23 protein-coding genes are annotated in these 25,635 nt (G+C 63.1%); 8 read left to right on the top strand and 15 right to left on the bottom strand.

Annotated elements, in window-relative coordinates:
- Positions 1-129: 129 nt before the first annotated feature.
- The 9 genes from msrQ to mrcB form a co-directional block, all read right to left on the bottom strand.
- Positions 130-738, bottom strand: coding sequence for a protein-methionine-sulfoxide reductase heme-binding subunit MsrQ (gene msrQ / locus ACNFG0_RS12035; protein WP_196166396.1), 609 nt, complete (start codon positions 736-738; stop codon positions 130-132).
- The gene (gene msrP, locus ACNFG0_RS12030) at positions 738-1,751 is read right to left on the bottom strand and encodes a protein-methionine-sulfoxide reductase catalytic subunit MsrP (RefSeq protein WP_416764971.1); all 1,014 of its coding nucleotides are present in this window, start codon (positions 1,749-1,751) and stop codon (positions 738-740) included. The genes msrQ and msrP overlap by 1 nt, the downstream gene beginning before the upstream one ends.
- Positions 1,752-1,822: 71 nt before the next feature.
- Positions 1,823-2,680: a CDP-diacylglycerol--serine O-phosphatidyltransferase gene (pssA, locus tag ACNFG0_RS12025; RefSeq protein ID WP_084855446.1), complete on the bottom strand. Its 858-nt coding sequence runs from the start codon at positions 2,678-2,680 to the stop codon at positions 1,823-1,825.
- A 154-nt stretch (positions 2,681-2,834) separates the two neighbouring features.
- The gene (ilvC, locus tag ACNFG0_RS12020; protein ID WP_043215774.1) at positions 2,835-3,851 is read right to left on the bottom strand and encodes a ketol-acid reductoisomerase; all 1,017 of its coding nucleotides are present in this window, start codon (positions 3,849-3,851) and stop codon (positions 2,835-2,837) included.
- A gap of 58 nt (positions 3,852-3,909) precedes the next feature.
- The gene (gene ilvN / locus ACNFG0_RS12015) at positions 3,910-4,401 is read right to left on the bottom strand and encodes an acetolactate synthase small subunit (RefSeq protein ID WP_003250040.1); all 492 of its coding nucleotides are present in this window, start codon (positions 4,399-4,401) and stop codon (positions 3,910-3,912) included.
- Position 4,402: 1 nt separating this feature from the next.
- Positions 4,403-6,127 (bottom strand): acetolactate synthase 3 large subunit, encoded by a 1,725-nt coding sequence (locus ACNFG0_RS12010; protein WP_196146755.1) that lies wholly within the window; start codon positions 6,125-6,127, stop codon positions 4,403-4,405.
- A gap of 408 nt (positions 6,128-6,535) precedes the next feature.
- On the bottom strand, positions 6,536-6,868 hold the full coding sequence (locus ACNFG0_RS12005) for a YqcC family protein (RefSeq protein WP_196146756.1): 333 nt from the start codon (positions 6,866-6,868) through the stop codon (positions 6,536-6,538).
- Complete coding sequence (locus tag ACNFG0_RS12000; protein WP_416764970.1) at positions 6,865-7,647, bottom strand: tetratricopeptide repeat protein; 783 nt, start codon at positions 7,645-7,647, stop codon at positions 6,865-6,867. The genes ACNFG0_RS12005 and ACNFG0_RS12000 overlap by 4 nt, the downstream gene beginning before the upstream one ends.
- Positions 7,648-7,672: 25 nt before the next feature.
- Entirely contained in the window at positions 7,673-9,991 is a 2,319-nt protein-coding gene (gene mrcB / locus ACNFG0_RS11995; protein WP_196146758.1) for a penicillin-binding protein 1B, read from the bottom strand.
- Between the two features lie 153 nt (positions 9,992-10,144).
- On the opposite strand from mrcB, the gene ACNFG0_RS11990 reads away from it, so the two are divergent.
- Entirely contained in the window at positions 10,145-11,707 is a 1,563-nt protein-coding gene (locus ACNFG0_RS11990; protein ID WP_416764968.1) for an AAA family ATPase, read from the top strand.
- Positions 11,708-11,912: 205 nt separating this feature from the next.
- On the top strand, positions 11,913-12,191 hold the full coding sequence (locus tag ACNFG0_RS11985) for a TfoX/Sxy family protein (RefSeq protein ID WP_196146760.1): 279 nt from the start codon (positions 11,913-11,915) through the stop codon (positions 12,189-12,191).
- 246 nt (positions 12,192-12,437) lie between these two features.
- On the opposite strand, the gene ACNFG0_RS11980 is transcribed toward ACNFG0_RS11985, so the two are convergent.
- The 4 genes from ACNFG0_RS11980 to ACNFG0_RS11965 form a co-directional block, all read right to left on the bottom strand.
- Entirely contained in the window at positions 12,438-13,316 is an 879-nt protein-coding gene (locus ACNFG0_RS11980) for a ChaN family lipoprotein (protein WP_416764967.1), read from the bottom strand.
- A gap of 109 nt (positions 13,317-13,425) precedes the next feature.
- Positions 13,426-14,193: a heme ABC transporter ATP-binding protein gene (locus ACNFG0_RS11975; RefSeq protein ID WP_416764966.1), complete on the bottom strand. Its 768-nt coding sequence runs from the start codon at positions 14,191-14,193 to the stop codon at positions 13,426-13,428.
- A complete protein-coding gene (locus ACNFG0_RS11970) occupies positions 14,193-15,176 on the bottom strand; it encodes a FecCD family ABC transporter permease (RefSeq protein ID WP_416764973.1) in 984 nt (327 codons plus the stop codon). Before ACNFG0_RS11970 ends, ACNFG0_RS11975 begins: the two co-directional genes overlap by 1 nt.
- 50 nt (positions 15,177-15,226) lie before the next feature.
- Complete coding sequence (locus ACNFG0_RS11965) at positions 15,227-16,096, bottom strand: heme/hemin ABC transporter substrate-binding protein (RefSeq protein WP_416764964.1); 870 nt, start codon at positions 16,094-16,096, stop codon at positions 15,227-15,229.
- Between the two features lie 151 nt (positions 16,097-16,247).
- Here ACNFG0_RS11965 and ACNFG0_RS11960 point away from each other — a divergent pair, with 151 nt between their 5' ends.
- A complete protein-coding gene (locus ACNFG0_RS11960; protein WP_416764963.1) occupies positions 16,248-16,565 on the top strand; it encodes a Rieske (2Fe-2S) protein in 318 nt (105 codons plus the stop codon).
- Here the strand turns inward: ACNFG0_RS11960 and sfsA are convergent.
- The gene (sfsA, locus tag ACNFG0_RS11955; protein ID WP_416764961.1) at positions 16,555-17,268 is read right to left on the bottom strand and encodes a DNA/RNA nuclease SfsA; all 714 of its coding nucleotides are present in this window, start codon (positions 17,266-17,268) and stop codon (positions 16,555-16,557) included. The two genes, ACNFG0_RS11960 and sfsA, sit on opposite strands and share 11 nt — an antisense overlap.
- Positions 17,268-18,440 carry a pyridoxal phosphate-dependent aminotransferase gene (locus tag ACNFG0_RS11950; protein ID WP_416764959.1) on the bottom strand — a complete coding sequence of 391 codons (1,173 nt, stop codon included), beginning with the start codon at positions 18,438-18,440 and terminating at the stop codon, positions 17,268-17,270. Before ACNFG0_RS11950 ends, sfsA begins: the two co-directional genes overlap by 1 nt.
- A gap of 211 nt (positions 18,441-18,651) precedes the next feature.
- Here ACNFG0_RS11950 and dksA point away from each other — a divergent pair, with 211 nt between their 5' ends.
- From dksA to ACNFG0_RS11925, 5 genes are all read left to right on the top strand, one after another.
- The gene (gene dksA, locus ACNFG0_RS11945) at positions 18,652-19,095 is read left to right on the top strand and encodes an RNA polymerase-binding protein DksA (RefSeq protein WP_137162443.1); all 444 of its coding nucleotides are present in this window, start codon (positions 18,652-18,654) and stop codon (positions 19,093-19,095) included.
- A 61-nt stretch (positions 19,096-19,156) separates the two neighbouring features.
- Positions 19,157-20,044 (top strand): tRNA glutamyl-Q(34) synthetase GluQRS, encoded by an 888-nt coding sequence (gene gluQRS / locus ACNFG0_RS11940; protein WP_416764957.1) that lies wholly within the window; start codon positions 19,157-19,159, stop codon positions 20,042-20,044.
- Between the two features lie 258 nt (positions 20,045-20,302).
- Entirely contained in the window at positions 20,303-20,479 is a 177-nt protein-coding gene (locus ACNFG0_RS11935; RefSeq protein WP_003250005.1) for a hypothetical protein, read from the top strand.
- Complete coding sequence (locus ACNFG0_RS11930) at positions 20,463-23,438, top strand: sensor histidine kinase (protein ID WP_196146768.1); 2,976 nt, start codon at positions 20,463-20,465, stop codon at positions 23,436-23,438. The genes ACNFG0_RS11935 and ACNFG0_RS11930 overlap by 17 nt, the downstream gene beginning before the upstream one ends.
- Positions 23,439-23,442: 4 nt before the next feature.
- Positions 23,443-24,900 carry a sigma-54-dependent transcriptional regulator gene (locus tag ACNFG0_RS11925; protein WP_416764955.1) on the top strand — a complete coding sequence of 486 codons (1,458 nt, stop codon included), beginning with the start codon at positions 23,443-23,445 and terminating at the stop codon, positions 24,898-24,900.
- The last annotated feature ends 735 nt before the right edge of the window (positions 24,901-25,635 follow it).

Here is a 25,635-nt window from a genome sequence, read left to right as displayed (position 1 = left end):
AAGCCTTCCGATACTACCTGAAGCGTTCAACTCATTGAATCCCAAGGAGTTTTGCGTTTCGACTGCGTCGGAAGTGGGGCGCATTATAAGGGGATTCAGAAGGGCGTCAACAGTTATTTCAAAAAAGTTTCAAACTGCCCTCCCCCGCCCCATCAAGCGAGGAACACGACGCCATACCGGCGGTAATCGCACGGCCAACAACAGCCCTCCAATAGAGGCATACACCACCCACTCCTTGAGGTCTGAACGCACGATCCAGAGGAAATGCAGCAACCCCAGCCCCAGGATGACGTATACCAACCTGTGCAATTTCTTCCACCGAGCGCCCAGGCGCCGCTGGCTGTATCGATTGGAAGTCGCTGCCAGCGCGAGCAACCCCAGGAAGCCCAGGAACCCAACGATAATATAGGGCCGCTTGCGCAACTCCACCCCTAGCTGCCCCCAGTCCAACCCCAGGACGAACACCATATACGCTGTCATGTGCAGCACGATATAGGCAAAGCACCACAACCCCAGCTGCCGTCTTGCGACTATCCACCCCGACCAGCCCGTCAGGCGTTGCAATGGTGACATGCCCAGGGTAACCAACAGAAAGGTCAGTGCCCCAAGCCCCAGGCGATCCACGAGGATCTTGCCCGGGTCCGGGCCAAGCAGGCCCATCGCTGCTTCATATAGCCACCAGGCGGGGAGAATGCTCCCCACCAGGAAGATGGCCAGGCGAAACCAGGGGTAGCGCATCAATAGTTCTTCCGCAGGTCGAGCCCGGTATAGAGCGACGCCACTTCATCGGCGTAGCCATTGAACATCAAGGTATCGCGTACATTGGGGCTGAACAGACCGCTCGGCAGGCGCCGCTCCCTGGCCTGAGTCCAACGCGGGTGATCCACCGTCGGGTTGACGTTGGCATAGAACCCGTACTCCTCGGGCGCCAGGCTTTCCCAGGTGGTACGCGGCTGCTCCGCCACCAGGCTCATGCGCACGATCGACTTGATGCTCTTGAACCCGTACTTCCAGGGCACCACCAGACGCAGCGGTGCGCCATTCTGGTTGGCCAGTTCACGGCCATACATCCCCACAGCCAGGATCGCCAGCGGGTTCATCGCCTCATCCAGGCGCAGGCCCTCCACGTAGGGCCAGTCGATCAAGGCGAAGCCCGAACGCTGGCCCGGCATGGACTTAGGGTCCTGCAGGGTCTCGAAGCGCACATAGCGCGCCTTCGAGGTTGGCTGCACCTGCTTGAGCACTTCGGCCAAGGGGAAGCCCAGCCAGGGAATGACCATCGACCAGGCCTCGACGCAACGCAAGCGGTAGATGCGTTCCTCGAGCTGGTAAGGTTTGACGAAGTCTTCGAGCGCATAGCGCCCCGGCTTGGCCACCTCGCCATCGACCACTAGGCTCCATGGCTCGGTCTTCAGGCTGCCAGCATTGGCGGCCGGGTCGCCCTTATCCGGCCCGAACTCATAGAAGTTGTTGTAGTGCGTGGCGTCCTTGAACGGCGTGATCGCCTCGTCCTTGACCGTGACCGCCTGCCAGCGCGCTCCAGCGAGCTTTTCATCGAACCAGCGGGGCGGCGCGCCAGGCGTGACATCGGCATAGCGCGACGGCTCGGCCGCCACACCGACTGCCGGCAGCGCACCGAGCGCCAAGCCAGCAAGGGAGCCGCCCAGCAAGGTACGACGGGAAAGATAGATAGCTTCTGGCGTGATCTCCGACGCTTTGCAGTCGGACGACCTGAGAGACTTGATAAGCATGACGGCTCCATAGCACAGGCAACGGATGTACCTGTAAGACTATGGAGCCGGAGGGTTATTCCAGCATTAACTCATTGTGGCGTCTTGCGACGACGACCACGCAGCAGGTATTGCACCGGGCCCGAGACGGCATAACCGAGGAAGATCAGCAGCAGGATACGGGGTGGGTCACTGAACACCACGGCGAACACCAGCACCACCGCCAGGATCGCAACGAACGGCACGCGCCCCTTGAGGTCGAGTTCCTTGAAGCTGTTGTACTTGATGTTGCTGACCATCAGCATGCCCGCGGCCGCAACCAGCAAGGCAACCAGGAACGACAGCTTGGAGCCCTGGATGCCATAGTCGCTGAAGGCCCATACGGTACCGGCGACCACACCCGCGGCGGCCGGGCTGGCCAGGCCGATGAAGTAACGTTTGTCGGCGGTGCCGACCTGGGTGTTGAAACGCGCCAGACGCAATGCCGCACCGGCCACATAGATGAACGCCACCATCCAGCCGACCTTGCCCATATCGCCCAGCGCCCAGACGAAGGCCAGCAGCGCCGGCGCGACGCCAAAGGCGGCCATGTCCGACAGCGAGTCATATTCGGCACCGAATGCGCTCTGGGTGTTGGTCATGCGCGCTACGCGACCGTCCAGGCTATCGAGGACCATGGCCACGAAGATGGCGATCGCGGCGAAGGCGAAATACTTGCTCGCTTCGCGAGGGTCACCCGCACTGAGGTAGCCATGTGCGCTGATGGAGCTGACGATCGAGTAGAAACCGGCAAACAGGTTGGCGGTCGTGAACAGGTTGGGCAGCAGGTAGATGCCGCGATGGCGGACCTTGCGGCCTTCGGCGTCGTGCCCTTCTTCAATATGCTCATCGACAGGTAGCAGGCTTTCGGCGTCGGAGGGCTTGTTCGGCTCTTCGGGACGTTCGCTCATGAAAAATACCTTGCAACGGAAGTGGAAAAAAATTCGACACGGGCCTGCTAAACAGGTTCTAACGGCAAGCCACTGGTCGCTTTATACCAGAAGCCGGCCGCCTAAATGAAAAAACGCGGCCGAAGCCGCGTTTTTTCATGTATCGAAGCAGACCTTAGTTCTTGGTCTTGTCGACGATCTTGTTGGCAGCGATCCACGGCATCATGGAGCGCAGCTGCTCGCCGATGACTTCGATGCCATGGGCGGCGTTGTTGCGACGCTTGGCAGTCATGGACGGATAGTTGGTGGCGCCTTCGGAGATGAACATCTTCGCGTACTCGCCGTCCTGGATGCGCTTCAGAGCGTTGCGCATGGCCTTGCGGGATTCTTCGTTGATGACTTCCGGGCCGGTGACGTACTCACCGTATTCGGCGTTGTTGGAGATCGAGTAGTTCATGTTGGCGATACCGCCTTCGTACATGAGGTCGACGATCAGCTTCAGCTCGTGCAGGCACTCGAAGTAGGCCATTTCCGGCGCGTAGCCAGCTTCGACCAGGGTTTCGAAACCGGCTTTGACCAGCTCGACGGTACCACCGCACAGAACGGCCTGCTCGCCGAACAGGTCGGTTTCGGTCTCGTCCTTGAAGGTGGTTTCGATGATGCCGGTACGGCCACCGCCGACGCCCGAGGCGTACGACAGAGCGACGTTCTTGGCGTTACCGGAAGCGTCCTGGTAGACAGCGATCAGGTCAGGGATGCCGCCGCCCTTGACGAACTCGGAGCGAACGGTGTGGCCCGGAGCCTTCGGCGCGATCATGATCACGTCGAGGTCGGCACGCGGAACGACCTGGTTGTAGTGGATCGAGAAGCCGTGGGAGAAGGCCAGGGTGGCGCCCTTCTTGATGTTCGGCTCGATCTCGTTCTTGTACAGAGCGCCCTGGAACTCGTCCGGGGTCAGGATCATGACCAGGTCGGCAGCCGCGACAGCAGTGGCCACGTCGGCCACTTTCAGGCCGTGGGCTTCTGCCTTGGCAACGGTGGCCGAACCTTTACGCAGACCGACGGTGACGTCCACACCGGAGTCCTTCAGGTTGCACGCCTGGGCGTGGCCCTGGGAGCCGTAACCGATGATGGCGACTTTCTTGCCCTGGATGATGGAAAGGTCGCAGTCTTTGTCGTAATAAACTTTCATGAAATACCCCTGTTATATCTCGGCTCCACGAGCCATCACTGATTCTTTGTATGCGTATTCAGATACTGAGCACTTTGTCGCCACGGGCAATGCCGGTAACGCCGCTGCGCACGGTTTCCAGGATCGACGCGGTGCCGATGGCCTGGATGAAGCTGTCCAGCTTGTCGCTGGTGCCGCTCAGCTGCACGGTGTACACGCTGGCGGTGACGTCGACGATCTGGCCACGGAAGATATCCGTGGTGCGCTTGATCTCGGCGCGCTGGGCGCCGGTGGCCTTGACCTTGACCAACATCAGCTCGCGCTCGATGTGAGCACTTTCCGACAGATCGACGAGCTTGACCACTTCGACCAGCTTGTTCAGGTTCTTGGTGATCTGTTCGATCACTTCGTCATGACCAACGGTCGTCAGGGTCAGGCGCGACAGAGTCGGATCCTCGGTCGGCGCCACGGTCAGGCTTTCGATGTTGTAGTTACGCTGGGAGAACAGGCCGACCACGCGAGACAAGGCACCGGGTTCGTTTTCCAACAGCAGGGAAATGATGTGCCGCATATCAGGTACGCTCCGTCTTGCTCAGCCACATGTCACGCATCGAGCCGTCCTTGATCTGCATCGGGTAGACGTGCTCGGTCCTGTCGACCGCGATGTCGATGAACACCAGGCGGTCCTTCATCGCGAAGGCCTCTTCCAACTTCGGCTTGAGATCCTTCAGGCTGGTGATGCGGATACCCACGTGGCCATAGGCCTCGACCAGCTTGACGAAGTCAGGCAGCGACTCCACGTAGGAGTGCGAGTGACGGCCGCTGTAGGCCATGTCCTGCCATTGGCGAACCATGCCCAACACACCGTTGTTCAGGTTGACGATCTTCACCGGCAGGTCGTACTGCATGCAGGTGGACAGCTCCTGAATGTTCATCTGGATACTGCCTTCGCCAGTCACGCAGGCCACGTCCTGGTCGGGGAAGTTGAGCTTGATGCCCATCGCCGCCGGGAAACCGAAGCCCATGGTGCCAAGGCCGCCGGAGTTGATCCAACGGTTCGGCTTGTTGAAGCGGTAGTACTGCGCCGCGAACATCTGGTGCTGGCCCACGTCGGAAGTGATAAAGGCATCGCCCTTGGTCACTTCGCAGAGGGTCTCGATCACGGTCTGCGGCTTGATCACGCTGCCGTCGCCCTTGTCGTAAGGGAACAGGTCGCGATCGCCGCGCCATTCTTCGATCTGCTTCCACCAGGCATCGAGCGCCGCCTTGTCGGGCTGCTCGCCGATTTCCTTGAGGATGGCCAGCATCTCGTTGAGGACGCTTTCCACAGGACCTACGATCGGCACGTCAGCCTTGATCATCTTGGAGATCGACGCCGGATCGATGTCGATGTGGATGATCTTGGCATTCGGGCAGAACTTGGCAGGGCCATTGACCACACGGTCATCGAAACGCGCGCCGACCGCGAAGATCACGTCGGCATTGTGCATGGCCATGTTGGCGGTGTAGCTGCCGTGCATGCCGAGCATGCCCAGGAACTGACGGTCGGTGCCCGGGAAGCCACCCAGCCCCATCAAGGTATTGGTGACCGGCAGGTTCAGCGACTTGGCGATCTCGGTGAGGGCTTCGGAGCCGCCGCCGAGGATGACGCCGCCACCGGCGTAGACCACTGGACGCTTGGCAGCCAGCAGCATTTCGGCCGCCTTGCGGATCTGGCCGGAGTGGCCGCGAACCGCCGGGCTGTAGGAACGCAGCTTAACCTTCTTCGGATAGACGTATTCGAACTTCTCGGCCGGGTTGGTCATATCTTTTGGAATGTCGACCACGACCGGGCCTGGACGGCCGGACTGTGCCAGATAGAAGGCTTTTTTCAGGACTTCAGGGATTTCCGTGGCGTGTTTGACCATGAAGCTGTGCTTCACGATCGGCCGGGAAATACCGATCATGTCGGTTTCCTGGAAGGCATCGGTCCCTACCATGGTGCTGGGCACTTGGCCGGAGAGGATGACCATCGGGATCGAGTCCATGTAGGCGGTGGCAATGCCGGTGATGGCATTGGTCGCGCCTGGGCCGGAAGTGACCAGTACCACGCCGGCCTTGCCGGTGGCACGGGCGTAGCCGTCCGCCATATGGGTGGCAGCCTGCTCATGACGAACCAGGATGTGGTTGATCTCCGGTTCCTTGAACAGGGCGTCATAAACATGAAGGAGAGCACCACCAGGGTACCCGTAGATGTGCTTAACGCCTTCGTCACGCAAGAAGCGGACGACCATCTCAGCGCCAGATAAAAGCTCCACGTTGTTCACCTCTAAAACGCCAGAATACCGCCCTCATTGGGCGGGTCTTAATAGGTTTACTGCCAAGCAGAGCATGAGCGAACGTCAGCACTGACTGAGCAAGTATTGGGAGCGCCCCAGAGTGTTGCGGGGGGTTCCCACCCAGCGCGAGGTAACGCGTTGCGGGGTGTAACAAGTCGGCGCGGGTGTGCGCCTCATGATCTGCTTAGCGGGTCTGCTTCTGGCAGTCCCTCTACAGCGGAAACTGGATTCTTCTGATTCGGCACGCGTAAGTCAAGAAAAATTATTGCCAATTTTTCTCCAGGATGAAGCACTGCCACCACTAAAAACGACGTCAGCAGCAGAAAAATAAAGAAATCCATAAAAAAGGGCCACAATCTGCGGCCCTTGAAGGAAAAAGAGAAGAAATCAGGCGGAAGGGCTGATCAATTGATCGAACGCTGCCAGCAGGCGCCGTAGCTCGCGGCTCTGTTCCGGACGATCGACGAACACGGTTTCGGCCATGACCAGGATGCCGGACGCATTGGGCAGCGGATGCCCATGCTCGATGATGAGCTTCATGCGCGGGAGAAAGATCCATTGCAGCCATTGTTCGAAGGCCATGGTATCGACCGCGAACGGCACCACGCTGGCAAGCGCATCGGCCGTCGGCGCTTCGGCGCTCCACCAGCCCTGCACCTGCAGCTCGCGCTCGATCAGCAGCAGGTGGTCGGCGATGTCCAGGATGCGCTGTTCCATCACGAAGTCGTCCGCGCCTTCTGCCGCGCCAACGCAGCACCAGCGCTGTCACCCTGCTTCTCGCGGGCCTGGGCGATGGTGTTCCACAGCTCGGCCTGCAGGTCGGGGCGACCGTTGGCGTAGGTCAGGGCGCGACGGGCCAGTTGTTCGGCCTGGGCCGCATCGCCCTGGGCCAGGCGCACCTGGGCCAGGCGGAACAGCACCTGCGGCTCGCGCGGGGCGATGCGCTGGGCACGTTCCAGGCTCGATGCGGCGCCGTTGAAGTCACCGCCGCCCTGCTGTTGCTGAGCGGTGGTCAGCAATGCCAGCACCGGGCCGTCCAGTTGCTCGTCGGCCGACAGGCCGCCGCTGCCTGCATTGCTGCGCGGGATGCCGGTCGGGGCGCTGGAAGTGGCGCTCGGCGCGCTGTTCATCGAGGCGATGTCGAACGGCTCGTCAGCCACCGGGTTGGGATTGGTGGTAATTGGGCCGGTGCTGATCGGCCCAGGCGTGATAGGCCCAGTGCTGATCGGCGCCGCGCTGCTGCCGGCCGGGAAGGACTGGATCGGCGCAGCGCCGGCCCCTTGCGGAGTCATCACGGTCACGCCGGAGTCTTCGGGCAGGGCCTGGGCCTGGCGGGTGCCGCCACTGGTCGGCAGACCACCGCTGCGGTTGGCCGCGACCCGCTCGCTATTGGAGACCCGGGTGCTGGAGTCCACCACCGGGATATTGCCGCGCGGCACGCTGGCACAGCCATGGAGCACGGCCATCGCCGTCAAGGCAGGAAACAACCACTTGTTCACGTCACACCCTCTTCGAAGCTAGCGCTCAATTCATCCATCCCTTGACCCAGTCCATGACGGACTCGACCGGATCCTGGGGGCCACAGATGGCACCGGGAGCCGGTTCACTCCCTCGAATATACGGCATCTGCACCGCCCCCGGACAGCTGCCGTCCGACCCCTGGCCGCTGTACGGGTCGATCCAGGCCTGCACCACGTTGTCCGGTTGCGGCATGTCCAGCGGCAACGGGTCGGCCTTGCGCATGAAGCTGGTCCAGACCTGCAGGGCGCCGGTGGCACCGGTGAAGGGGGTCTTGCCGTTGTCGTCACGCCCCAGCCAGACCACCGCCAGCAGGTCCTGGCTGAAACCGGAGAACCAGCTGTCGCGCGAGTCGTTGCTGGTACCGGTCTTGCCGGCCAGGGTCAGCGAGCGTGGGAGCACGTTGTAGACGGAGCGGCCCGTGCCTTCGCGCATCACCCGCTGCATGGCGTTCTGCACCAGGTAGATGGCACCTGGGTCGAAGGACTGCTGAATCTGGAACGGGTAGCGCTTGAGCGGCTCGCCTTCGGCGGTGAGCACGCTGCGGATACCGCGCATCGGCGTGTTGAAGCCACCGTTGGCGATGGTCTGGTACATGGTCGCGACTTGCATCGGCGACATACCGCCGGCACCCAGCAGCATCGACGGGAATGCCGGCCAGTCGACGTTCACGCCGAGCCTGCCGATGGTCTTGATCACGTTGGGCACGCCCACTTCCAGGCCGATCTTGGCGGTGGACAGGTTGTAGGAGTTGGCCAGCCCCTGATACAGGTAGATGGTGCCGTGGGGACGGCGGTCGTAGTTCTGCGGGCGCCAGACCTGGCCGTCGGCACCTTTGACCGAGAACGGCTCATCCTGCACCCAGCTGGTCAGGGTGTACTTGGTCGGCTTTTCCAGGGCGGTCAGGTACACCGCCGGCTTGACCAGCGAGCCGATCGGCCGCACCGCATCGATCGCACGGTTGAAGCCGGCGAAACCGGCCTGGCGGCTGCCGATCAGGGCCTGCACTTCGCCGGTTTCAGGGTTGGTCACCACCATTGCCGACTCCACCTCGTCGGCACCCTTGCGCCCGGCCAGGCGCTTGAAGGTCTCGCTCATGGCCGTCTCGGCCTTCATCTGCAGGATCGGGTCGAAGCTGGTGAAGATGCGCAGGCCTTCTTCGGTCAGGTCTTCGTCGCGGTAGTCCTGGCGCAGTTGGCGCTTGACCAGGTCGAGGAAGGCCGGGAAGGAGCTGTCGGCGAGGCTGCCGCGCTTGGTCACGCCCAGCGGCATTTTCTTCGCCGCCGCGACCGCTTCCGGGGTCGCCACGCCCTGCTCGGCCAGCAGGTCGAGCACCAGGTTACGACGGGCCAGGGCGCGCTCTGGATGACGACGCGGGTTGTAGTACGACGGCCCCTTGACCATGCCGACCAACAGCGCGACCTGGTGCAGCTTGAGTTCGGCCAGCGGCTGGCTGAAGAAGAACTGGCTGGCCAGGCCGAAGCCGTGCACGGCGCGTTGGCCGTCCTGGCCGACGAACACCTCGTTGAGGTAGGCCTCGAGGATCTCGCGCTTGTCGTAGTGCAGCTCCAGCAGCACCGCCATCATCGCTTCGGTCAGCTTGCGGCTGAGACTACGCTCGTTGGTCAGATAGAAGTTCTTCACCAACTGCTGGGTCAGGGTACTGCCGCCTTGGCGCATCGCGCCCGCCGAAGTGTTGACCCACATGGCGCGGACAATGGATTTGGGCGATACGCCGAAATGGCTGTAGAAGTCGCGGTCTTCCACGGCCACCAAGGTTTCCAGCAAATACGGTGGCACCTGGTCGATCTTGATCAGGATGCGGTCTTCCAGGTTCTTGGGGTAGATGCCGCCGATCATCAGCGGCTCCAGGCGCACCACGTCGAGCTTGCCGCCATTGGCCCCGGAGAGCCCCGCCACATAGTCGCCGGAGAAACGCACGCGCACGAACTGCGCAGGCTCCATGCCCTCGTAGAACTGGAAGCCGCGGGTATTGAGGTCGACGGTATTGCCATTGATCGATGCTTCGCCCGGGCCTTGGGCGGCGGTTTCACGACGATAGCCGAGAGCATCGAGCTCGGTCAGGAAGTCATTCTTGCTCAGCTTCTGGCCGACGAACAGCTCCAGCGGCCGAGCATACACCTTGGCCGGGATGGTCCAGCGCTTGCCGGAGAACTTCTCCTGGACGACAGCATCGAGGTAGACCGCGAAGCCGGCGATCAGCACCAGGCCGACCAGGCTGAGCTTCAGGGCCCAGCCCAGCCAGGCGCGGGAGCGGCCGGTCGGGCGTTTTTTGGGGGTGCGGGAGTTTCGGGTACGAGTCATGGCAGCGGATTATACGCACTTTGGTCAAGGCTGGTGGGCTGCGGGGCGATTCAGAATGGTCGCTTCGTCCGCCTGGAATTCCAGCGGTTTGCAGGGACGGCACCATTGACCATAATGGCGCTTTCGAATTCCCTGCCCCCAGAAGGATTGCCCGTGAGCCAAGCCCTGATCAGCGCGCTGCAGAACCCCACCCTCTATTCCCATCCGGTGGACGGGTTCCAACTCATCGAGACGCATATCTCCTGGGTGCTGCTGACCGGCGAGTATGCCTACAAGATCAAGAAACCGATGAACTTCGGCTTCCTCGACTTCACCGGCCTGGATCAGCGCCAGCATTTTTGCAACGAAGAGCTGCGCCTGAACCAGCGCCTGACCGACGGTCTTTATCTTGAAGTCCTGCCGATCACCGGCAGCGCCGAGGCCCCGCAACTGGGCGGCGACGGCGAGCCGATCGAATACGCCCTGAAGATGCGCCAGTTCCCCCAAGGGCAGATGCTCAATACCTTGCAGGCCAATGGCGAGCTGAACGCCGGGCACATCGACCAGATGGCCCGACAGATCGCCGAGTTCCATCTGCAAGCGCCCAAGGTCGCGGTCGATCACCCTTTGGGAACGCCGGAAAGCGTCATGGCTCCGGTAGAGCAGAACTTCGAGCAGATCCGCCCGTTCCTCAGCGACAAGGCCGACCTGCAACAGCTCGACAACCTTCAGGCCTGGGCCCGTAGCAGCTTCGAGCGCCTGCACGGCCTGCTCGAAGCACGCAAGGCCAACGGCTTCATCCGCGAGTGCCACGGCGACATCCACCTGGGCAATGCCACGCTGATCGACGGCAAGGTGGTGATCTTCGACTGCATCGAGTTCAACGAGCCCTTCCGCCTCACCGATGTCTATGCCGACATCGCCTTCCTGGCCATGGACCTCGAGGACCGCGGCCTGAAATGCCTGGCCCGCCGCTTCATCAGCCAATACCTGGAACTGACCGGCGACTACGCAGGCCTGGAGCTGCTGAACTTCTACAAAGCCTACCGTGCCCTGGTACGCGCCAAGGTCGCCCTGTTCAGCATGCCGCCCGAGGCCGATGGCGTGCAGCGCGCCACCACCCTGCGCACCTACCGCAACTATGCCAACCTGGCTGAAAGCTACAGCGCCATTCCATCGCGCCTGTTGGCCATTACCCATGGCGTGTCGGCCGTGGGCAAGAGCCACGTGGCCATGCGCCTGGTCGAGGCCCTGGGCGCGATCCGGGTGCGTTCGGATGTGGAACGCAAGCGCCTGTTCGGTGAACAGCAGCCGGAAAGCGCGGGCCAGTTGCAGGCCGGCATCTACGACCAGGACGCTGGCCGCGCTACCTATCAGCGCTTGCATGAAGTGGCGGCAGCCATCCTGCACGCCGGGTTCCCGGTGGTGCTCGATGCTACCTACCTCAAGCAGGCGCAGCGCCAGGCGGCGGCGCAGATCGCCAGCGAAACCGGCGTGCCGTTCCTGATCCTCGATTGCCAAGCACCTGACGCAGTCATCGCCAGCTGGCTGGAACAACGCCAGGCACAGAATGTAGACCCGTCCGATGCCACGCTGGAAGTGATCAAGGCCCAACAGGCCAGCCGCGAACCCCTGGCCGGCGACGAGCTGCCCCACAGCAAGCGGGTAGACACCCATGAAAGCACCAGCATGGACCAGTTGATCGAGCAGATTCGCCAGCGCCTGCCTGGTTTCTGATGATAAAAGGGCTGCGCTGCAGCCCTCGCGATACAAGGCCGCTCCCACAACCGGCGGCCTTGTGTCGCCAGATTCATCGAGCGTTTCGCACCCTGTCGGCCGTCGATGGCAAAAGGCCGCGCATTTCCCAACCCCCGCTACACTCCTCTCTGACCTGCTCGCGATTTATTCCACAGACCTCGTTCAGCCATCGCCAGGAGGCCAGATGAACGATGAATTGCAGCATCTGAGAAATCTTGGCAAGACCTCCGCACAATGGCTTCACGCTGTCGGTATCCATAGTGCATCGGACCTGCGCCGTCTGGGCGCGGTGGGTGCCTATCAGGCCGTGAAGTCGCGAGGGTTCCGGGCATCGAAGGTGTTGTTGTACTCCATCGAGGCAGCATTGCTGGACATGCACTGGAACGATTTGCCCGCCGAGCGCAAACAGGCGCTCGACGATCAACTGGACGCCAAGAACCCTGCGCAAAAAAAATCAAAATAATCGTAGTGGAGGGATTGACGACGAAATGAGAATCGTTATGATTACCACAACTGGTCGCGAGACTGGTTGGATAAGCTGAAAGGTCCCTGGTTCGGACGCTCAGATTATCTCCTCATCAGGCTAATCACGGTTATTGACCCGGCAGTTTTGCCGGGTCTTTTTTTTGGTCGACATTTGGCAGCACTAAGGTTGAGCTCTTGTGGGGGCTTGCCCCGCGATTGGGCCTGTATAGACTGAACACACATTTCATCGACGCAACTGAGCGCAATAGTCCTGGGCAGGCAATGCCGCCGTGTACCACACATAGTCCGCCATGCCTGGCTCGACCTTCTCCCCGACCTCCACCAGCAATAACACCTTCGTTTCGCCCGTTGCTCCCAAGTCAGCCAAATGCAACGGAACCCCCAGGTCCTTGCGCACATGGTAGCTGCCAGCGAACAGCAAGGCCGGGGCCGGCGCGGCCAGTATCCGCTCGGCGATACGCCGGTCGCGCTGCTGCTGGACGGCAAGCATGGCCGGCAATTGCTGCTCCGGCAGCAATCCACAATGGCTCGCACGGACTTGCTCGAGCAACGCAGCCTTCACCGCCGGCGCATTCGAATGCGGCCCGCTCAGCACCGCCGGGTTGCGATAGGCCTGGCGCATTTCATCGGGTGTCAGATTGGCCGCCAGCAGAGGGATCTGCCGCTGCAATGCCTCGCGCACGATAGGCCCGTACAGTGGCCAGTCCCACCCTTCCTGCCAGGCAAGGGCCTGAGGCAATTTCGCGGGTAGCATCGCCTGCCCTTGCAGCGCATCGATCAAGGGTTGCTGCGACGGCTGCAACATTTCCAGCAGCAGGCTGCCCTGCGCACGCCGGGTTTCCAAGGCGCGCAACAACCACACCTGCAACGCATGGTGGTCAGGGTTGTCATGCTTCTCACCCACCAATACCCGAGGGGCCCAGGCCAGCTCGGCCACGAGCTGCTCGGGGGTGAGCGGCTGGCCATCGGCCAGGTCGCGAATTTCGCCCAACTGCGCGTTATCACGCCCCACGCTGCCCTGCCAGGTGGGCAAGGGCGGCAGGCTGGCCTGGCAACCAGTCAATATCAAGACCAGCAAGCCGGACAACACTCCATGGCGCATGGCTGAACCTCCTAGGCTTGTGTGAAAAGTCTTGGGACGCCGGCCAGGCAAGGCGAAAACAGTCGAGGAACGGCCGGGGTGGAGTCCGAGATTATCGGAGTAAATGAGCCTAGCGGATGATGATCAGCGGATGTCCACGCTCCGGGTGTGTCTGCACCAGCACATCGATGCCAAATACGGCCTTGAGCGCTTCGGGCGTAAGGACCTGCTGCGGCGTGCCCAGGGCATGACTGCGCCCCTGTTCCAGCAGCAGGATACGGTCACAGTAGCGCGCCGCCAGGTTGAGGTCATGCAATATGACCAGGACCGCCGCCCCCTGGTCGGCGAAACGCCGTACCGCCTGCAAGGTGGTGTGCTGGTGCAGCGGGTCGAGCATCGAAGTGGGTTCGTCCAGCAACAACGTGCTGCCCTGCTCGCCTGGCCATAACTGCGCCAATACCCGTGCCAGGTGTACCCTCTGGCGCTCACCGCCAGACAACGCAAGGTAGTTGCGCGCCACCAGGTGCCAGGCGTCTGCCGCGCGCAGAGCGGCCTCGACGATTTCCCGGTCACGCTGGCGACCGCTGGCATGGGGCAACCGGCCAAGGCCCACCACCTCCTCGACGCCAAAGGCAAAGCCCAGGCTGGAGACTTGTGGCAACACCGCCAGGCGACGGGCACGCGCCTGACCCGGCCAGTCTGCCAGCGGACGCCCCTGCAACCGCACCTGCCCTTGGCTAGGCGCCAATTCGCCACACAAGACGCCCAACAGGCTGCTCTTGCCGGCGCCATTGGGCCCTAGCACACCCAGGACCTGCCCGGGCCGCACGTGCAAGTCGATCCCGTGCAGCACATCGTTGCTGCCACGCCGCAAGTGCAGGCCGTCGACTTCCAGCATCAGGCGCGCCCTCGAATCAGCAGGAACAGGAAGAACGGCGCGCCGATGAATGCGGTCACGATACCGATCGGCAATTCCGCCGGTGCCAACGCCAGGCGCGCCACCAGGTCGGCGAACAGCAACAGCGCACCGCCGGCCAGCAAGGACGCCGGCAGCAGCACCCGATGGTCCGGCCCACAAAGCAGGCGCACCAGGTGCGGTACCACCAGGCCGATGAAGCCGATCAGCCCCGCGGCGGCAACGGCGGCCCCCACACCCAACGCGGTACAAAACACCAATTCGCGCTTGAGCGCTTCCACTTCGATACCCAGGTGCCGTGCCTCCGACTCCCCCAACAGCATGGCATTGAGCGCCTGGGCTCGGCGTGGCAACCACAATGCAACCGCCGTCGCCACCAGCAGCAAGGGCCACAGGCGCTCGTAGCTGGCGCCGTTGAGGCTGCCCAGGTTCCAGAAGGTCAGCGTGCGCAAGGTGGCATCGTCGGCCAGGTAGGTGAACAACCCCACCGCCGAACCGGCCAGTGCAGTCAGGGCGATGCCCGCCAGCAGCATGGTGGCGACGTTGGTCTGACCGTCACGGCGCCCCAGGCGATAGACCAGCGCAGTGACACCAAGGCCGCCGACAAACGCGCAAGCCGACAACAGATAAGGGGCGAACCGCTCCGGGATCTCGCCCAACCAGTTGCCACCGACGATCGCCACCGCCGCGCCCAGGGCCGCCCCGCTGGCAACGCCGACAAGCCCGGGATCAGCCAGTGGATTGCGGAACAAACCCTGCATCGCCACACCCGACAGCGCCAGCACCGCGCCCACCGCCAACCCCAGCAGAGTGCGCGGCAGGCGGATCTGGGCGAGGATCATCTCGGCCTGTTCCAAGCCATCGGCGGCGACGGGCAACCCCAACAGGCGCAACCCGGCACGCAACGTATCGAAAAGCGGCAGGCTGACCGGGCCCAACGCCAGCGACAACCAGGTCGCCAACAGGCATAGCAAGGTCAGGGCGATGAACAGCGTACGGGGTTGCACACGTTGTTTCATTGGGCCGCCGGGTAGAAGGCCTCGACCAGCCCATTCAAGGTCGCCGGCAGGCGCGGGCCGAGGCCACCGACCAGCAAGGTCGGGTCGAGGTAAACCAGGCGGTTGTCACGTGCAGCGCGGGAGGCAGCCAGGCCCGGGTTTTCCTTGAGCATCGCCCGCAGGGCCTGTTCCCCCTCCAGGGCACGGTCGGAGATCACAACAACATCCGGGCCCAGAGCGGCCAACGCTTCGACCGAAAAATTCTTGTAACCCTGATGAGCGGCCAAGTTGCGGGCGCCGGCCTGGCGCAGCAGCCAGTCGCCCGACGTGCCCTGCCCTGCTATCAGGGGCTTGGCGCCAGCATGGCCGACCAGCAACAGCACACCCGGGGCGTTTTGGCTGGCCTGGGCCTGCTTGACCTTTGCCTGCACGGCCTGCAGTTGCTGGTGGTAACCGGCGCTCAGCTCGGCGGCCTTGCGCTCGGCACCGAGTAGGCTGCCCAATTGCTTGAGGTTGCCGTCCACGGCGCCCAGGTCGGCCTTGCTGGAAAACAGTTCGACCCGCACCCCCGCCTTGCGGATCTGCGCCAGCACCGGCGGTGGCCCCATTTCTTCGGTTCCCACCAGCACGTCAGGGCGCAAACTGAGGATGCCTTCAGCAGACAGCTGGCGCTGGTAGCCGATGCTGGGCAGCGCCTTGAGCGATGCCGGGTGCTGGCTGGTGGTATCGACCCCGACCAAGCGCGGCTCGCCCCCCAAGGCACTTATCCACTCACTCAAGGCACCGCCGGCACTGACCCAGCGCTGCGGCAGCTCGTCGCTCAGGGCCTGAGTGGATAAAAAGAGACCGGCACACAGGGCGATCAGAGCAGCAGGACGACGCATCATCGTATTCCTTTGCAGAAGGCGGGCCACGCGCTTGTCGCAGGCGGCGGAACTGCGCACCATAGACAGCCGGACGCAGCGAATGCGAGCAATTTGATAATTGTTCGCATTGAGGCGTCAAGCCATCCCTTTGTTACACGAGTCGTCTGCATCGATGCATTTTCTCTGTGCCTCAACCGACCTGGCCGAAGGTGCCAGCCGCGCTTTCAGCGTAGCTGGCGAGCACCTGTTCGGTGTGCGCCGCCAGGGCCGGGTCTACCTCTACCGCAATCGCTGCCCGCACCGTGGCATCCCGTTGAACTGGGACGCCGATGCCTTTCTCGACGACAGCGCCAGCCTGATCCACTGCGCCCACCATGGCGCGCTGTTCCTAATCGAAAACGGCGAATGCGTGGCCGGCCCTTGCGAAGGCGAGCAGCTGGACGCCCTGGCGTGCCTGGAAGACAGCCAGGGCATCTGGCTCAAGGCGTGAGCAGTACCGGCAATGGCCGATCGATGATGATCTGTTCGGCGTCCAACCGGGTGCCATAGGCCAGCACCTCGACGCCATCCGCCACTGCAGTCCGCAAGGCCTGGGCGTAGGCCGCGTCGATCTCCTCGGCTGGGCGAACCGCTTCCACGCCGGTGAGGTTGACGCAGTAGAGCTGCACCGCGCGGATGCCCTGGCGCGCCAGCGCCGCCAACTCGCGCAAGTGCTTGGCCCCGCGCTGGGTCACCGCATCGGGAAATGCGGCGACCGGTGTATCCGGGTAGCCCAGGGTCACGCTTTTGACCTCCACGTAGGCCGGCCCGTCCGGGAATTCCAGGCGAAAATCCACCCGGCTGCCTTCCTCGCCATAGGCCACCTCACGCTTGAGCGCGGTGAAGCCGGCCAGCTCAGTGATCTGCCCGGCGCGCAGGGCCTCCTCCACCAAGGCGTTGGCCCGGCCGGTATTGACGCAGGCCAGGCGCCCCTGGGGCGTCTCACTGATTTCCCAGGTACCTGGCAGCTTGCGCTTGGGGTCGTTGGAGCGGCTGAACCAGACCTGCCCGCCTTCGCGCATGCAATTGAGCATGGAGCCGGTATTCGGGCAATGAATGGTCAGTTGTTCACCACTGGCCAGCTCGATATCGGCCAGGAAGCGTTTGTAGCGACGCAACAGGCGTGCCTGTTCGAGTGCGGGAAAGAACAGCATCAGCCTTGCCAGCTCTTCAGGCCACGGGCAATGCGTTGCACCGCCTCTTCCAGGCGCGGCAGGCTCTGGGTATAGGCGAAACGTACATGGTGGCCGGCCTGGTGGCGGCCGAAGTCCAGGCCAGGGGTGAACGCCAGGTGCTCGGTTTCCAGGAAATGCCGGCAGAAGGCGAAGGCATCCCCGCCGAAGGCACTGATATCGGCGTACAGGTAGAAGGCGCCCTGGGGCTCGACGGCAATGCCGAAGCCCAGCTCGCGCAGGGCCGGCAGCAGGTAGTCGCGCCGCCGGGCGAATTCGGCCCGGCGTTCCTCAAGGATGGCCAGGGTCGCAGGTTCGAAGCACGCCAGTGCCGCGTGCTGGGCCATGCTGGGTGCACTGATGTAGAGGTTCTGTGCGAGCTTTTCCAGGTCCCCCACGGCGCTGGGAGGCGCGACCAGCCAACCGAGGCGCCAGCCCGTCATGCCGAAATACTTGGAAAAACTATTCAGGACAAATGCCTGGTCGTCCACTTCCAGCACGCTGGGCGCATCCATGCCATAGGTCAGACCGTGGTAGATTTCGTCGACCACCAGGTGGCCGTGGCGCTCACGAATGGCCCTGGACAGACTGGCCAGCTCGTCGCGGTCGAGCACCGTACCGGTGGGGTTGGCCGGCGAAGCCACCAGTGCGCCGACGGTGTCTTTGTCCCAATGGCGCTCGACCAGGTCGGCGGTGAGCTGGTAGTTGACCTCCGGCCCTACCGGCACCAGCTGTGCTCCGCCTTCGACCAGGCGCAGGAAGTGCCGATTGCAAGGATAACCAGGATCGGCCAGCAGCCAATGCTTGCCTGGGTCGACCAGTAGGCTGCTGGCCAACAGCAGTGCACCCGAGCCGCCCGGCGTGACGAGGATGCGCTCCGGGTCCACGCTCACGCCATAACGCTGGCCATAGAAGCCGGCGATCGCCTCGCGCAGCGCCGGCAGGCCACGCGCCGCGGTGTAGCGGGTGTGGCCTGCGGCCAATGCCGCCTGGCCTGCGGCCACGATGGGTTCGGCGGTGGTGAAGTCCGGCTCGCCGATCTCCAGGTGGATGACATCATGGCCGGCCGCCTGCAGCTCGTTGGCGCGCGCCAGCAAGGCCATGACGTGGAAGGGTTCGATGGCGCGACTGCGCGCACTGTGTGGCTGGGCCATGGGCCTTCTCTCAATTGGGTCTAAACTGGTGATTCTACCTCTGCGCGGCATCGAACGTGCGGCTTGCGTCGCTGTCAACACCTAGGATCGGGCGGGCTAGCGCACCCCCGATCTATCTGGTAAGTTCGGCGGCTCGCAGTCGCAGGGCCGGCGGGTGCCGGAGATGGAGCAGCCTGCGCATTGGATCAGATGAGTAAGAGGCGGTCTATTCATGTCCACCGTAGAAAAGCAAAAAGCCCAGACCATGTACGGTGTCGAACCCTACGTCGAAACCAAGGGTGAAGAGTACATGGGCGAGCCCATGAAACAGCACTTCACCAAGCTGCTCGGCGCCTGGAAGCAAGAGCTGATGAACAGTGTCGACCGTACCGTGGACCACATGAAGGACGAAGCAGCCAACTTCCCTGACCCGGCCGACCGCGCCAGCCAGGAAGAAGAGTTCGCCCTGGAGCTGCGCAACCGCGACCGCGAGCGCAAGCTGATCAAGAAGATCGACAAGACGCTCGACAAGATCAAGGCCGATGAGTACGGCTGGTGCGAGTCTTGCGGCATCGAGATCGGCCTGCGCCGTCTGGAAGCCCGTCCTACCGCCGACCTGTGCTTCGATTGCAAGGAAATTGCCGAGAAAAAGGAAAAAACGGTCGGCAAAGGCTGATCTTTCTTCCACCTGAACGGGGCGCATCATGCGCCCCGTTTCATTTATATAGCTTGTACCCATGAACGACTCCCGCTACATCGGACGCTTCGCCCCCACCCCCAGCGGTTTCCTGCATTTCGGCTCTCTGGTCGCCGCCCTCGCCTCCTGGCTCGATGCCCGCGCGGTCGGTGGTCGCTGGTTGCTGCGCATGGAGGACACCGACCCACCACGGGAAATGCCCGGCGCTCGCGATGCCATCCTGCAGACCTTGGAGCGCTACGGCCTGGAATGGGATGGCGAGGTGGTATTCCAAAGCCAGCGGCACGACGCCTACGCCGCCGTGGTCGACCGCCTGTTCAACATGGGCCTGGCCTATGCCTGCACCTGCTCGCGCAAGCAGCTGGAGAAGTACAACGGCATCTACCCGGGCTTGTGCCGCAACGCCGGGCATGCCCGAGCGGGTGCAGCGATCCGCTTGCGAGTGCCGGAGCTGATCTACCGCTTCACCGATCGGGTGCAGGGCGATTTCCAGCAACACCTGGGGCGCGAGGTGGGCGATTTCGTCATCCAGCGCCGCGACGGGTTGTATGCGTACCAGTTGGCGGTGGTGCTGGACGATGCCTGGCAGGGTGTTACCGACATCGTGCGCGGCGCCGACTTGCTCGACAACACCCCGCGCCAGCTGTACCTGCAAGAGCTGCTGGGCTTCTCCCAGCCGCGCTACCTACACATTCCGCTGATCGTGCAGCCGGACGGTCACAAGCTGGGCAAGTCATACCGTTCGCCGCCACTCGAGGCCGACCAGGCGACGCCCTTGCTGTTGCGGGCCTTGCGCGCGTTGGGGCAGGCTACGGAGCCTGCCATGGAGAGCGCAAGCCCCGCCGAGGTACTGGCCATCGCCCGGCAACGCTGGCGACCGGAGGCGATTGCACGGCAACTGACCGTGCCTGAGGCTGATCTGCGCTGATACGGCCGGCGCGATCAATGTAGGAGCGGCCTCGTGCCGCGAACGGGCTTGCAGAGCAGCCCATGATATCGATGACCTGGGGGCGCTTCGCGCCCCTTTCGCGGCACAAGGCCGCTCCTATAGGGGGGCGGGCCGCTGAAAAACAAAAGGCCAATAAATTCAAAACCTTGGCGAACCCTATCGATTCCCGCTAGCATCGCCCCAGCCATTTGCGCCAATAATAAGTCCAAGCCGCAGCGCCCAACCAACGAGGCCAGCATGTACATCTATCGTTTGGTCCTGCTTCTGGTCGTGGGAATCTACCTGTTCTCCCCCGCCATCATGGACTGGTGGATCGAGCCGACCGGTGCCTGGTACCGCCCTTACCTGCTCTGGCTGATCCTCATCGTCGTCACCTTCATTTTGCAGAGCCAACGAGATGCCGATGAGCTTTAGCCTGACCCAGATGATCCTGATCAGCGCCGCCTACCTGCTGGTGCTGTTTGGCGTGGCCTGGATCAGCGAGCGCGGGCTGATTCCGCGTTCGATCATCCGCCACCCGTTGACCTACACCTTGTCTCTGGGCGTCTATGCCAGCGCCTGGGCCTTCTATGGCTCGGTGGGCCTGGCCTACCAGTACGGTTATGGCTTCCTGGCTTGCTACCTGGGCGTGTCCGGCGCCTTCCTGCTGGCCCCGGTGCTGCTTTACCCGATCCTGAAGATCACCCGCACCTACCAGCTGTCGTCACTGGCCGACCTGCTGGCGTTTCGCTTTCGCAGCACCTGGGCCGGCGCGCTGACCACCATCTTCATGCTGATCGGCGTGCTGCCGCTGCTGGCCTTGCAGATCCAGGCGGTCGCCGATTCGATCAGCATCCTCACCGGCGAGCCGGTCAAGGCGCGGGTGGCGTTTGCCTTTTGCGTGCTGATCATCCTGTTCACCATTTTCTTCGGCTCACGCCACATCGCCACACGCGAGAAGCATGAAGGCCTGGTATTCGCCATTGCCTTCGAATCGGTGATCAAGCTCCTGGCCCTGGGCGGCATCGGGCTGTACGCGCTGTATGGCGTGTTCGGCGGCCCGCACCAGCTGGAGGTCTGGCTGCTGCAGAACCAGACCGCCCTGGCCGCGCTGCATACCCCGCTACAGGAAGGCCCCTGGCGGACCCTGCTGCTGGTGTTCTTCGCCTCGGCGATCGTCATGCCGCACATGTACCACATGGCCTTCACCGAGAACCTCAACCCACGCTCGCTGGTCAGTGCCAGCTGGGGCCTGCCGCTGTTCTTGCTGCTGATGAGCCTGGCCGTGCCGCTGGTGCTCTGGGCCGGCCTGCGCCTGGGTGCGAGCACCAACCCCGAGTATTTCACCCTGGGCCTGGGCATCGCCGCCGACAACCCGGCGCTGGCGCTGCTCGCCTACGTGGGCGGGTTGTCGGCCGCCAGCGGGCTGATCATCGTCACCACCCTGGCGCTGTCGGGCATGGCGCTGAACCACCTGGTGCTGCCGCTCTACCAGCCGCCGGCCGAAGGCAACATCTACCGCTGGCTGAAGTGGACCCGCCGCGCCCTGATCGTCGCCATCATTGCCGCCGGCTTCGTGTTCTACCTGACCCAGAACAACCACCAGAGCCTGGCCAACCTCGGCATCGTCGCCTTCGTCGCGACCTTGCAGTTCCTGCCCGGCGTGCTGTCGGTGCTGTATTGGCCGACCGCCAACCGCCGTGGCTTCATCGCTGGCCTGATGGCCGGGATCGCGGTATGGATGGTGACCATGCTGCTACCGCTGCTGGGTAACCTGCAGGGTTTCTATATTCCCTTGCTGGACATGATCTATGTGCTGGACGACACCAGCTGGCACATGGCGGCCATCGGCTCGCTGGCGGCGAACGTGCTGCTGTTCACCCTGATCTCGCTGTTCACCAACGCCAGCAGCGAAGAGGTCAGTGCCGCCGAGGCCTGTGCCGTCGACAACGTCCGTCGCCCGCAGCGCCGGGAGCTGCACGCCGCCTCGCCCCAGGAATTCGCCACCCAGCTAGCCAAGCCGCTGGGCGCCAAGGCCGCGCAGAAGGAGGTCGAACAGGCCCTGCGCGACCTCTACCTGCCCTTCGACGAGCGCCGCCCCTACGCCTTGCGCCGCCTGCGCGACCGCATCGAGGCCAACCTGTCCGGCTTGATGGGGCCAAGCGTGGCCCAGGACATGGTCGAGACCTTCCTGCCGTACAAGTCGGGCAACGAGAACTACGTCACCGAAGACATCCACTTCATCGAAAGCCGCCTGGAAGACTACCACTCGCGCCTGACCGGCCTTGCCGCCGAGCTCGACGCCCTGCGTCGCTACCATCGCCAGACCCTGCAGGAACTGCCGATGGGCGTCTGCTCCCTGGCCAAGGACCAAGAGATCCTGATGTGGAACAAGGCCATGGAGGAATTGACCGGCATTGCCGCCAAGCATGTGGTCGGCTCGCGCCTGGTCACCGTTTCCGAGCCCTGGCGTGGCCTGCTGCAGAACTTCATCAATGTCCCGGACGAACATTTGCACAAGCAGCGCCTGGCACTGGACGGCCAGACCCGCTGGCTGAACCTGCACAAGGCCGCCATCGCCGAGCCACTGGCGCCGGGCAACAGCGGCCTGGTACTGCTGGTCGAGGACCTCACCGAGACCCAGGCCCTGGAAGACAAACTGGTGCACTCCGAGCGCCTGGCGAGCATTGGCCGCCTGGCCGCGGGCGTGGCCCACGAGATCGGCAACCCGATCACCGGCATCGCCTGCCTGGCGCAGAACCTGCGCGAAGAACGCGACGGCGACGGCGAGATCATCGAGCTGTCCAGCCAGATCATCGAGCAGACCAAGCGCGTCTCGCGCATCGTGCAGTCGCTGATGAGCTTCGCCCATGCCGGTGGCAGCCACCAGAACAGCGAGGAGCCGGTATGCCTGGCCGAGGTGGCGCAGGATGCCATTGGTCTGCTGGCATTGAACCGGCGCAATTTCGAAGTACAGTTCTTCAACCTCTGCGACCCGGACCATTGGGTCGAAGGTGACCCGCAGCGCCTGGCCCAGGTGCTGATCAATCTGCTTTCCAACGCCCGCGACGCGTCCCCGCCCGGCAGCGCCGTGCGAGTGCGCAGCGAGGTCAACGAGCACACCGTCGACCTGGTCGTCGAAGATGAAGGCAGCGGGATCCCGAAAAGCATCATGGACCGCCTGTTCGAACCCTTCTTCACCACCAAGGACCCGGGCGAAGGCACCGGACTTGGGCTTGCTCTGGTCTATTCCATCGTGGAAGAGCATTATGGGCAAATCACCATCGACAGCCCCGCCGATATCGAACGGCAGCGTGGCACCCGGATCCGCGTGACCCTGCCCCGGCATGTCGTAGCGACGTCCCCTGAAATTCGAGACCGTCGAGAGAATTGAATCAATGCCGCACATTCTGATCGTCGAAGACGAAACCATCATCCGCTCGGCCTTGCGTCGGCTGCTCGAGCGGAACCAGTACCAGGTCAGCGAAGCCGGCTCGGTGCAGGAAGCCCAGGAACGCTTCAGCATTGCCACCTTCGACCTGATCGTCAGCGACCTGCGCCTGCCCGGCGCCCCGGGCACCGAGTTGATCAAACTCGGCCAGGGCACGCCGGTGCTGATCATGACCAGCTACGCCAGCCTGCGCTCGGCGGTGGACTCGATGAAAATGGGCGCGGTGGACTACATCGCCAAGCCTTTCGATCATGACGAGATGCTCCAGGCCGTGGCGCGCATCCTGCGCGACCGGCAGAACGCCCCGGCCCCCGTCGCGGCCGTCGGCGGTGCCGAGCCGCGGGCCAACGGCAAGCCCGTCGTGGCAGACAAGGGCAGCCCTGCCCCTGCCACCGGCGAGATCGGCATCATTGGCTCGTGCCCGCCCATGCAGGACATGTTCAGCAAGATCCGCAAGGTCGCGCCCACCGACTCCAATGTGCTGATCCAGGGCGAATCCGGCACCGGCAAGGAGCTGGTCGCCCGTGCCCTGCACAACCTGTCGCGCCGGGCCAAGGCTCCGATGATTTCGGTGAACTGCGCGGCCATTCCGGAAACCCTGATCGAATCGGAACTGTTCGGCCACGAAAAAGGCGCGTTCACCGGCGCCAGCGCCGGCCGTGCGGGCCTCGTCGAAGCGGCTGACGGCGGCACGCTGTTCCTCGACGAAATCGGCGAACTGCCGCTGGAAGCCCAGGCCCGTCTGCTGCGCGTGCTGCAGGAAGGTGAGATTCGCCGGGTCGGTTCGGTGCAGTCGCAGAAGGTCGACGTGCGCCTGATCGCCGCGACCCACCGAGACCTGAAGAACCTGGCCAAGGCCGGCCAGTTCCGCGAAGACCTTTATTACCGCCTGCATGTCATCGCGCTGAAGCTGCCGGCCCTGCGCGAACGCGGCAGCGACGTCAACGAAATCGCCGATGCCTTCCTGGCCCGGCAGAGGGCCCGTATCGGTCGTGACGACCTGCACTTTTCCAGCGAAGCCGAGCAAGCCATCCGCCATTACAGCTGGCCGGGTAACGTGCGCGAGCTGGAGAACGCCGTGGAGCGTGCGGTGATTCTCAGTGAGAGCTCGGAAATTTCTGCCGACCTGCTGGGCATCGATATCGAGCTGAGCGGCCTGGAAGATGAAGAAGCCTTCGATATCGTGCCGTCCGCCCCGGGCGCCAGCGCCAACAACGCGAGCCATGAGCCGACCGAGGACCTTTCCCTGGAGGACTACTTCCAGCACTTCGTCCTCGAGCACCAGGACCACATGACCGAGACCGAGTTGGCCCGCAAGCTCGGCGTCAGCCGCAAGTGCCTGTGGGAACGCCGTCAGCGCCTCGGCATTCCACGGCGCAAGAGCAACGCCACCAGCGACAACTGATGTGCTCCAGGCGGGGACGCCGGTTCCCGCCTCTTTCTCTGCGCTATCTCAAATACCGTAATCGCGGGGCAAGCCCGCTCCCACAGGCGCCCCCCTGTGGGAGCGGGCTTGTCCCGCGATTGGGCCTGCCCTGCCACCACAGCGGCATGGCAAAGGCATCGCGCCCCGAAATCTGTTACCCAGCCTGCCCAGCCGTAACATCCACCGAGGCGTACGGTAACGAAATTTCCACATTTCCAGCCTTACAGGCTCTGCCAAAACCGCCCAAGCCCCTGATTTTGCTGGGTTTCGAAAAGTTGGCACGGCACCTGCTATATCTTTGGTACAAGAACAATAACAAGCACTGCAATCCAGAATAAGAACAAGACGAAACGGCTCACGCACAATAAAAACAAGACGGCGGAGGCGCAGCTAACTGATTCTTTTGGAGAGGAGTTGTGTTTGGGGCTTGCCCCACAGCCAGGCAGAGAACAACAAAAACTGCACTAAAAAGCAGCGCCTGAACTGGTTGGATCGGTTGATCAGCATAACATCAGCGACCAAAGCAATCCGTTTGCTCTTCACCCCCGGGTTGGGGGTCGTCCACAAGCTTCGAGATTTGTGGGCAGGGCATTCAACAAAAACAAGAAGCCCGGCAGAAAAACAATAAGAGCACGCAACGACTTTCCTGGGGAGCTTCGGCTCCCCATGTCGTTTCTCCCGCCCGCCAGCGACACCAGGCGTACCGCCTACACC

The sequence above is a fragment of the Pseudomonas sp. NY15372 genome, from assembly GCF_048068215.1.
GTDB lineage: Bacteria > Pseudomonadota > Gammaproteobacteria > Pseudomonadales > Pseudomonadaceae > Aquipseudomonas > Aquipseudomonas guariconensis_A.
This window is presented reverse-complemented; position numbering and strand designations above follow the sequence as displayed.